Consider the following 9,843-nt stretch of genomic DNA (forward strand, 5'->3'; position numbering starts at 1 on the left):
CGCGGCGGCGCAGGGCGTACTCCGTGGCGACCTCGGTGATCGCGTCCCGGCGGGACAGGCCGGCGGCCTCCCGGGCGGCGACCGCGGCACGCAGCGTGTCGTCGTCGGGCCGCTCCGGCGCCGCCTCCGGCGCGCCCCCCACCACGAGGGTGATCTCGCCGCGCGGGTCCCCCTCGGCGGCCCACCGGGCCAGCTCGCCGAGCGGCCGGCGGACCACCTCCTCGTACGTCTTGGTCAGCTCCCGGCAGAGCGCGGCCGGCCGGTCCTCGCCGAACGTGGCGGCCAGGTCGGCGAGCGCGCCGGAGATGCGGTGCGGCGCCTCGAAGAGGACCAGGGTGCGCTGCTCGGCGGCGAGCGCCCGCAGCCGGGACCGGCGGGCGCCGGGAGTACGCGGCAGGAACCCCTCGAAGCAGAACCGGTCGCTGGGCAGCCCGGACAGCGCCAGGGCGGTGGTGACCGCGCTCGGCCCGGGGGCGGCGGTGACGGGAACGCCGGCGTCCAGGGCGCCCCGGACCAGCCGGTAGCCCGGGTCGGAGACGCTCGGCATGCCACCGTCGGTGACCAGGGCGACCACGTAGCCGGCGGCCAGCACCTCGACCAGTTCGGGGGTACGCCGCTCCTCGTTGCCCTCGAAGTAGGAGACGATCCGGCCGGGAACCGTGACGTCGAGGTCCCGGGCGAGCCGGGTGAGCCGGCGGGTGTCCTCGGCGGCGACCACGTCGGCGGTGGCGAGCACCTCGCGGAAGCGGGCCGAGGCGTCGGCCGGGTTGCCGAGCGGCGCGCCGAGCAGGATCAGGCGCCCGGTGTCGGACATTTCACCCACGGGTAGTTGCTCCTTCATCGACGGCGGTACCGGTTTCGGCGACGACGGGCGCCACCGGGCACCTCCGCAGCCTACGATCGCGAGGTGACCCAGGCGTCGACAGCGCAGAGCGCAGGCCAGGCGGAGTCGGAGCACGTGGTGCCCGACGGCGATCGCCCGGAGCAGTCGCCCCCGGCCGCGGAGGCCGCCGAGGGCGCCGTTCCCGGTGTCGTCCGGCGTCGGCTGGCCACCGTCGACGCCCGGTTGGACGGCCGCTCCTGGCTGGCCACCGGGGTGGTCGTGGCGATCGCGGCGATCCTGCGGTTCGTCGGTCTGAGCAACCCGCCCGGCAAGATCTTCGACGAGATCTACTACGCCCGGGACGCCTGGGGGCTGGTCGACAAGGGCGTCGAGTGGAACTACAAGGACAACGGCCCCTCGTACGTGGTGCACCCGCCGCTGGGCAAGTGGCTGATCGGGCTCGGCGAGTGGGCCTTCGGCTACTCCGACACCGAGCACAACATCTCGGTGCCCGGGCACCTGATGACCGCCGCCCCGGAGTTCGGCTGGCGGTTCTCGGCGGCCGTCGTGGGCACCCTGTCGGTGCTGCTGCTGGTCCGGATCGGCCGGCGGTTGTTCCGCTCGACCGCGCTGGGCTGCGCCGCCGGCCTGCTGCTCGCGCTGGACGGCTTCCACCTGGTGCTGTCCCGCACCGCGCTGCTCGACATCTTCCTGCTCTTCTTCGTGCTGGCCACGTTCGGCGCCCTGGTGCTCGACCGGGACTCCCGGCGTCGCCGCTGGGCCCGGGCGCTGGAGGCGGGCCTCGACCCGACCCGGCCGGGGCCGGCCGGGCGGCCGGCGGGCGGCTGGCGGGACTGGCCGTGGTGGCGGCTCGCCGCCGGGGTCCTGCTCGGCTGCGCCTGCTCGGTGAAGTGGAGCGCGCTCTACTTCCTGCCGGCCTTCGCGCTGCTGGTGCTCTTCTGGGAGGTCGGGGTTCGCCGCTCGGCCGGCGTGCGCCGGCCGTGGCGGGACACCGCCCTCGACGAGCTGCCCTGGCTGGTGCTGGCCGGGGTGCTGATGGTGGCCACCTACGTCGCCACCTGGTCCGGCTGGCTGCTCGGCGACGACGGCTACTACCGGCTCGCCGAGCGCTACCCGAACGCCCCGCTCAGCGACACTCCGATCATCGGCGCGCTGAACAACCTGTTCCAGTACCACAAGGCCGCGTACGGCTTCCACACCGGTTTGGACGACCCGCACAAGTACCAGTCGTGGCCGTGGCAGTGGCTGCTGCTGGGGCGGCCGGTCGCCTTCTACTGGTCGGGCGAGGGGGCCTGCGGGGCACCGAGCTGCGCCTCGGAGATCCTGCTGCTCGGCACGCCGCTGCTCTGGTGGTCGTTCCTGCCCGCGTTGGCGGCGCTGGCCTGGCTGGGGCTCGCCCGGCGGGACTGGCGGGCCGGGGCGATCCTGCTCTGCGTCGGCGCCGGCCTGCTGCCGTGGTTCTGGTTCGCCCTCGACGGCCGGACGATGTTCTCCTTCTACGCCGCGCCGGCCCTGCCGTTCCTGGTGCTGGCGGTGGTCTACGTGCTCGGCGCGATCGTCACTCCGGCCGACCCGCCGGGGGGCGCCCTCGCCGGCCCGGTCGACGGTGCTCAGGACCGCCGGCTCGTGGGCGGGGTGATCGCCGGGGCGTACGTCCTGCTGGTGGCGCTCTGCTTCGCGTACTTCTATCCGGTCTTCGTCGCCGAGCTGCTCCCGTACGCCGAATGGTCGGCGCGGATGTGGCTGGACGGCCGCTGGATCTGACCGGCGGCGGTGGGCCGGCCCGGCAGCGGGCGGGCGCCCGCCCCCGGGCCGGGAGCACGGAGAACGGGCCCGCACGCGTCGGCGTGCGGGCCCGTTGACGTAGATGCGCGCCCCGATCGCCTGCCACGGGGGAAGCGGGCGATTGGGGCGCGCATGAAGAGCTTAACCACCTCGCACCACCGGCACAACGGGTCGACTTCGGTCAGATTTCCGACCGACGCACCGCCGGACAGAAGGTTTACATCCGGCAGTTAACGGACGGTCATCCCGCCCGGACCTTGCGATCACGCGCCCGCTTCCGATCCCACTTCGCCGGCCGCGCGCTTCCCACCGCCCGCTCGCGAGTTCGCCGGACGTATCGGTCGAGTTCGCTTCGGGGTCATCCGGCGTCGGATCCACCGGCATCCGGGCCGACTGCACTGTCGGCCAACCCCCCGAACGACCGGATGGAGTCCGCGATGACCCGCACCCTCCGCTGGATCGGCGGCCTGCTGGCCGCCGTCACCGCCACCACCGTCGGCCTGGCCGCTCCCGCTCACGCCGCCACGATCTCGGTACCGCTGCGCACCCTCGTCGCCGACCTGCCGGTGGCCACCGAGGTCCGCACCGGCTACTCCCGCGACCTCTTCCCGCACTGGATCGACGCCGACTCCGACGGCTGCAACACCCGCTACGAGGTGCTGATCGCCGAGGCGACCACCCGCCCGTCGGTGGGTTCGGGCTGCTACCTGACCGGCGGGCGCTGGTACTCCTACTACGACGCGGCCTCCTGGACCAACCCGTCGGACCTCGACATCGACCACGTGGTGGCGCTGGCCGAGGCGTGGGACTCCGGCGCGCGGAACTGGACCACCTCCCGGCGGCAGGCGTACGCCAACGACCTGGGCGACGTCCGGTCGCTGGTCGCGGTGACCGACGACGTCAACCAGTCCAAGGGCGACCAGGACCCGGCGACCTGGATGCCGACCTACGAGCGGTGCCGCTACGTCGGCGAGTGGACGGCCGTGAAGACCCGCTGGCGGCTGAGCGTCGACAGCACCGAGAAGAGCGCCCTGAGCAGCTGGGCCAACTCCTGCGCGAACATTACGATCACCGTGACGCACGCGTACTGACCGCGACGGAAGGGCGGGGCGGATGGAGCCGCTGGACCGGTTACGCGCCATCTGCCTCGCCCTGCCGGAGGTCACCGAGCGGCTCAGCCACGGCTCGCCCACCTGGTTCGTCCGGGGGAAGACCACCTTCGTCACCCTGCACCCCGACGGGCACCACGCCAACGACTTCCCGCACCTGTGGTGCGCCGCCCCGCCGGGCGCGCAGGAGGAGCTGACCGCCGCCGACCCCGGCCGGTTCTTCCGCCCGCCCTACGTCGGCGGTCGCGGCTGGCTGGGCGTACGGCTCGACGGCGACGTCGACTGGTCCGAGCTGGCCGAGCTGTGCCAGGACGCCTACCGGATGACCGCCCCGCGACGACTGGTCGCGCGCCTGGATGCGGCACCCGACTGGCCGGGAGAAACCTTCCGGTTCATGTCCGATTCGGACTGACTGAGCGGTTCATCACCGAAGCGCCTTTCCTATACTCTTATTCCGAATGTTCATATTCTGTGAATGCCCGGTCGGGCAACACTGAAAAACCAGACATAGGCCACTTATCGCCCCCCTAGCCTCGGCCGGGTGACCGCCCACCTTCACGATCCCAGTCCTTCGACCGTCCCCCAGGGACTCCCCGCCGCCGACCCCGCCATCGTCCCGGTCTTCGTCGACGTCACCGGCCGGCGCCATCGCCTGGTCCGCCGATGCGGCGTCCTGCTCGCCACGGGCTCCCTGGTGTACCTCCCCCTCGTCGCGGCCACACTCCTGTCCGGAGCGGGCGTTCCGGCCCACCGGCCCCCGCTGCCCGACGACGCCCGGCTGGAGACGAGCGACCAGCCCGCCGCCATGCCCTTCGAGGTCGATGGGCCGGAGGCGAACGGGCTCGTCGAGGAGGCCTTCCCGGCACCGGAGCAGGCGGTCCCGCTCCCACCGGAGGTCACCGGCCGACCCGGACCGGACGCGCCGCCGGCACCCGTACCACCGGTCGCGGTCGGCGCACCCTCGGTGGTTCCGCCCCCGTCGGACGTCCCGCCTGGCGGAGGCGGAACCGCCACACCGGCGCCGCCGGTCCCCGGGCCCACCGATTCGGCACCGCCGTCCCCGGGGGTTCCGCCCGGCGGAGGCGGAACCGCCACGCCGGCACCGTCGCCCGGGCCCACCGCACCCGCGTCGCCGTCCGGCCCGGACCTGACGCTGACGGCGGCCTCCGGCTCGCTCACCCCGCCCGTCCTGCTCACCGCCGGGCGTCCCGCCTGATGACCTCGTCGACGACACGACCGACGCCGCCGTCGGGCGAGCCGCGCCCGGCCCGCTTCCGGCTGCCGGCGGGCTGGCTGGCCTGGGGCATGCTGCTCACCGTCGTGGTCTGCGTGCTGCTGGTCGAGGCGTACGCGAACGCCGAGTTCACTCCCGACCACATCCGGGACACCGGCGGCCAGGCCGGGGTGCCCGACGTCGTCAGGTCGGGTGGTCCGGTGATCGACACCACGCAGGGACGGGTGGCGTCGTACCGGCTGCCACCGCGGACCATCGCCCTCACCTTCGACGACGGCCCCGATCCGGTGTGGACCCCACGAGTGCTCGACGTGTTGCGACGGCACGGGGCCCGGGCGACCTTCTTCACGGTCGGCACCCAGGTGGCCCGCCATCCCGGCCTCACCGGACGGATCGCGGCGGAGGGACACGAACTGGGGGTGCACACCTTCAGCCACCCGGACGCGACCCTGCTGCCCGGGTGGCGACGGCGGCTGGAGTACTCGCAGACCCAGATGGCCATCATGAGCGCCGCCGGCGTCCGGACCAGCCTGCTGCGCTTCCCGTACTCGTCGACCGCCGACGCGATCGACGACGAGGCGTGGACGGCGATCCAGGACGCCGGCCGCCTCGGCTACCTGACAGCCGTGAACGACACCGACAGTCAGGACTGGGCGAGGCCCGGGCCGGACGCCATCATCCGCAACATGACCCCGCCGGAGGGACAGGGCGCGGTGGTGCTGCTGCACGACGCCGGCGGGGACCGCACCCAGACGGTCGCCGCCCTGGACCGGTTCATCCCGGCGATGACGGCGCGTGGCTACCGGTTCACCACCGTCAGCGAGGGGGTGAACCGGGGCAGGATCCGCGACGACGGGGAGGACCGGGCGGTACCGGGCAACGTGCCGGTGGCGGGTCCCGAACGGTGGCGTGCCGGGTCGGTGGTCCTGGCGGTACGCATCGCCGATCTGTTCGTCGCGACGCTACGGGTGCTGTTCCTGGTGGTCGGCGTCCTGATGCTGGTCCGTACGCTGCTGCTGCTCGTGCTCGCCGCCCGCCTCGCCCGGCGGCGGCGCTCCCGGCGCTGGGCGTGGGGCCCACCGGTCACCGCACCGGTGTCCATCATCGTGCCGGCGTACAACGAACAGGCCGGCATCGTGGCCAGCGTGCGGTCCCTGGCCTGCGGGGACCATCGCGAGATCGAGGTCATCGTCGTGGACGACGGCTCGACCGACGGGACCGCGAACCTGGCCGAGTCGCTGGGCCTGCCCAACGTCCGGGTGATCCGCAAGCCCAACGGGGGCAAGGCAAGCGCGTTGAACACCGGCATCCAGTACGCCTCGCACGAGATCATCGTGACCGTCGACGGCGACACGGTGTTCGAACGGGACTCCGTCCGCCGGCTGGTCCAGCCGTTCGCGGACCCCTCGGTGGGCGCGGTCGCCGGCAACGTGAAGGTGGCCAACCGGCGGGGCCTGCTCGGCCGGTGGCAGCACATCGAGTACGTCATCGGCTTCAACCTGGACCGTCGGCTGTACGAGACCCTCGGCTGCATGCCGACCGTCCCGGGGGCGATCGCGGCGTTCCGGCGGCGCGCGCTGCTCGCCGCCGGCGGCATGAGCGACGACACCCTGGCCGAGGACACCGACATCACCATGGCGGTGCTCCGCGCGGGCTGGCGGGTGGTGTACGAGGAGCGGGCCCGGGCGTGGACCGAGGCACCCGCCTCCCTGGCCCAACTGTGGCGCCAGCGCTACCGCTGGAGCTACGGCACCATGCAGGCGATGTGGAAGCACCGCCGGGCGATGTTCGACCGCGGCGCGTCCGGCCGGTTCGGCCGGTTCGGCCTGCCGATGCTCGCCCTGTTCGGGGTGGCGCTGCCACTGCTCGGGCCGGTCCTGGACCTGATGGCCCTCTACGGGCTCTTCTTCCTCGGCACGACCGAGACGGCCATGGCCTGGGCGGCGATGCTGGCGCTCCAGGCGGTCACCGCGCTGGTGGCCTTCCGCCTCGACCGGGAACGGCTCACCCCGCTGTGGACGCTGCCGTTGCAGCAGTTCGCCTACCGCCAGCTGATGTACCTGGTGCTGGTCCGCTCGACGGTGACCGCGCTGACCGGGACCAGGCTGCGCTGGCGGAAGCTGAAGCGCGCGGGCGACCCGGCGACGGACCCTCGCGGGCAGCGGGTCCCCGTCGCGGCCGCCGGTCGGACGCCGGAGGCGGCCGGGTCGGGGAGCGGCCGGGACCGGTGGTTCGACCTGCTCCGGGCGGCGGCCCTCACCCGGGTGATCGTCTACCACATGTTCGGTGCGGCCTGGCTGAGCCTCGTCTTTCCCGCCATGGGGGTCATGTTCGCCCTCGGCGGCTCACTGATGGCGCGGTCCCTCGACCGGGCCCCGGCACGCGCGGTGAACAGCCGGCTCCGACGGCTCATGCCGGCGATGTGGGCGCTGGGCGCGGTGGTGCTGCCGGTGATGATCTGGCAGGGCTGGCCAGACCGGCCGGCGTGGCCCGCGCTGCTGACCTGGCTGGTGCCGGTTGCCCAGCCGGCGGGCAGCGAGTGGGCCGGGGACGTCACGGGAGTGCTGTGGTACCTGGTCACGTATCTCTGGCTGGTGCTGCTCTCCCCCGCGGTGCTCGGGCTCTACCGCCGCTGGCCGCTGCCGACCGTGCTCCTCCCGCTGGCCGCCGTGGTGATGCTGGAGACCGCGTCGCCGGCGCTCGGCAGCGCCGTCGACTCCGTCGTCACCGACCTGGCCACCTTCGGCGCCTGCTGGATCGTCGGCTTCGCCCATTGCGACGGCCGGCTGCGGCGGCTGCCGCTGGCGACCCTGGTGGCCGTGGCGGGTCTGTGCGTGGCGGTCGGGATCGGGTGGACCCTGACCCACCCCGAGGGCGGGTTGGACCTGAACGACGTCCCGGTGGCCCAGGCGTTCTACTCGCTCGGCTTCGTGCTGCTGCTGCTCCGGGCGGCCCCGCCGATGACCTGGCTGGCCCGCATACGGCCGCTCGACCGGCTGGTCACCGGGTTGAACAGCCGCGCCCTGACGATCTACCTGTGGCACAACGCGGCCATCGCGGTCTGCTTCGTCGTCGGCGACCTGTTCGACGTGTGGCGGCTCGGGCAGGCCGGCTACCTGGCGGTGGCGCTGCTGATCCTCTTCGTCGTCGTGCTGCTGCTCGGCTGGATCGAGGACGTCAGCGCCCACCGGAGGCCGAGGCTGGCGCCCTGGCCGGCCTCCGTCCGCCCGACCACGCCGCGCACCGGGCACACCCCGGTCCCGGCGCGGGCACCCGCCGAACGGGCGGGGGTCGGGCGGTGAAGACCGCGGCGGGCTGCTGAGCAGCTGCGTCGCGGGCGTGCCGGAGGCGCCCGTCCCCGCCCTCGGCACGCAATGACGGTTCCGGCCGTCGCCCGACCATCCCGGGCGACGGCCGGGATCGGCTCAGTGGCCCCGGCGAGGCCGGGGCAGCCAGCCGATGAACCGGTCCTGGAGCAACCCGCCGGGTGACGCCCGCAGGTCCTGGCTGGCGGCCGCCAGGCAGGAACCCAGGTAGACGCTGAGCGTGGCCCGGTCCAGCCCGTACTCCTCCAGCAGTCGGGCGCGCTTGGTCGCGCACGGCCAGTCGGCCCCACAGGTACCACAGGTCCAGCCGGGCGTGCGGGGGGTGTGGTCGTCCGGTCCGGACATTGTCGGCTCTGTGCCACCGGTCATCGCAGTTCCCCTCGGGTTCCCGTTCGGGCGGGCGGCCTGATGGCAACCCGGTTCGACAATGGACGGCGGTCGCTTCCCCAGTGACGCCCCAACAAGCGCTACGGGACGCTCCGGCGTTACGTCGTTGCGGTACGTTCACCAACCATGGCCATCGCGACGCTGACCGTGGACCAGGTGCTGGCCTGGCGGATCGGCCGCCAGCTGCTGCACCGGCCGGCGGGGGTGGACCCCGTCGACGTGGTCGGCCGGCTGGTCGGAGTGCAGGCCCAGGTCGCCTCCGCCGCCGAGCAGGCCGTCGCCGCCCGGCAGGCCACCCCCCGGGCCGGCGCGGTCGCCGCCGCGCTCGCCGAGCGGCGGCTGGTGAAGACCTGGGCGATGCGCGGCACCCTGCACCTGCTGCGCGCCGAGGACGCGCCGGCCTGCCTGGCGCTGCTGGCCGCCGGACGGTTCTGGGAGAAGGGCTCCTGGCAGCGGACCTTCGTGACGGTCGCCCAGCTGGAGGCGATCGCCGCGGCGGCCACCACCGCGCTGGACGGGCGGGCCCTGACCCGGGAGCAGCTCACCGCCGAGATCGTCGAGCGCACCGGGGACCGCACGGTCGCGGAGCACCTGGACTCGGGGTGGGGGGCGGTGCTCAAGCCGCTGGCCTGGCAGGGCCTGCTGGTGCACGGGCCGGCCGAGGGCAACCGGGTCACCTTCACCCGGCCGGACACCCTGCTGCCCGACTGGCCGGGCCTGCCCGGGCTGGAGCAGGCCGCGTCCCGGGTGGTGCCGGCCTGGCTGGGCGCGTACGGGCCGGCGAGCGCGGAGACCTTCGACCAGTGGTTGAGCCGGGGCGGCTCGAAGCGGGCCGCGCTGCGCGGCTGGTTCGCCAGCCTCGTCGACGAAGGGGTTCTGGTGCCGGTGACGGTCGACGGCCAGCCGGCGTACGCCCGCGCCGCCGACGTGGACGAGATCGCCGCCGCCCGCCCCGACGACGAGGTGCGCCTGCTCCCCGCCTTCGACCAGTACGTGCTCGGGCCCGGCACGAAGGACACCACGATCATCCCGGCCGACCGGCGCGCGTCGGTCAGCCGGGCCGCCGGGTGGATCTCGCCCGTGGTGGTGCATCGGGGCCGGGTGGTGGGCACCTGGGAGGCCCGGGACACCGAGCCGGTGGTGCGGCTGTGGCCGGAG

The 9,843-nt window shown here is 73.9% G+C and carries 8 protein-coding genes; 6 read left to right on the top strand and 2 right to left on the bottom strand.

Annotated elements, in window-relative coordinates; genetic code table 11:
* Positions 1–841, bottom strand: an 841-nt coding sequence (gene rsmI, locus NCC78_RS21805) for a 16S rRNA (cytidine(1402)-2'-O)-methyltransferase (protein WP_372495174.1), incomplete at its 3' end; no start/stop codon positions are given.
* A gap of 66 nt (positions 842–907) precedes the next feature.
* Here rsmI and NCC78_RS21810 point away from each other — a divergent pair.
* The 5 genes from NCC78_RS21810 to NCC78_RS21830 all read left to right on the top strand — a co-directional run bounded on the left by NCC78_RS21810 (position 908) and on the right by NCC78_RS21830 (position 8,274).
* Positions 908–2,608: a dolichyl-phosphate-mannose--protein mannosyltransferase gene (locus NCC78_RS21810; protein ID WP_372495175.1), complete on the top strand. Its 1,701-nt coding sequence runs from the start codon at positions 908–910 to the stop codon at positions 2,606–2,608.
* 458 nt (positions 2,609–3,066) lie between these two features.
* A complete protein-coding gene (locus NCC78_RS21815) occupies positions 3,067–3,720 on the top strand; it encodes an HNH endonuclease family protein (protein WP_250796673.1) in 654 nt (217 codons plus the stop codon).
* Positions 3,721–3,742: 22 nt separating this feature from the next.
* On the top strand, positions 3,743–4,150 hold the full coding sequence (locus tag NCC78_RS21820) for an MmcQ/YjbR family DNA-binding protein (protein WP_250796674.1): 408 nt from the start codon (positions 3,743–3,745) through the stop codon (positions 4,148–4,150).
* Between the two features lie 129 nt (positions 4,151–4,279).
* Positions 4,280–4,954 (top strand): hypothetical protein, encoded by a 675-nt coding sequence (locus NCC78_RS21825; RefSeq protein ID WP_250796675.1) that lies wholly within the window; start codon positions 4,280–4,282, stop codon positions 4,952–4,954.
* A complete protein-coding gene (locus NCC78_RS21830; RefSeq protein ID WP_308220930.1) occupies positions 4,954–8,274 on the top strand; it encodes a glycosyltransferase in 3,321 nt (1,106 codons plus the stop codon). The genes NCC78_RS21825 and NCC78_RS21830 overlap by 1 nt, the downstream gene beginning before the upstream one ends.
* A 123-nt stretch (positions 8,275–8,397) precedes the next feature.
* Here the strand turns inward: NCC78_RS21830 and NCC78_RS21835 are convergent, their stop codons facing one another.
* Positions 8,398–8,643: a hypothetical protein gene (locus NCC78_RS21835; RefSeq protein WP_250796676.1), complete on the bottom strand. Its 246-nt coding sequence runs from the start codon at positions 8,641–8,643 to the stop codon at positions 8,398–8,400.
* 168 nt (positions 8,644–8,811) lie between these two features.
* Here NCC78_RS21835 and NCC78_RS21840 point away from each other — a divergent pair.
* Positions 8,812–9,843, top strand: a 1,032-nt coding sequence (locus NCC78_RS21840) for a DNA glycosylase AlkZ-like family protein (RefSeq protein ID WP_250796677.1), incomplete at its 3' end; no start/stop codon positions are given.

The organism is Micromonospora phytophila (assembly GCF_023656545.1).
Lineage (GTDB): Bacteria > Actinomycetota > Actinomycetes > Mycobacteriales > Micromonosporaceae > Micromonospora > Micromonospora phytophila.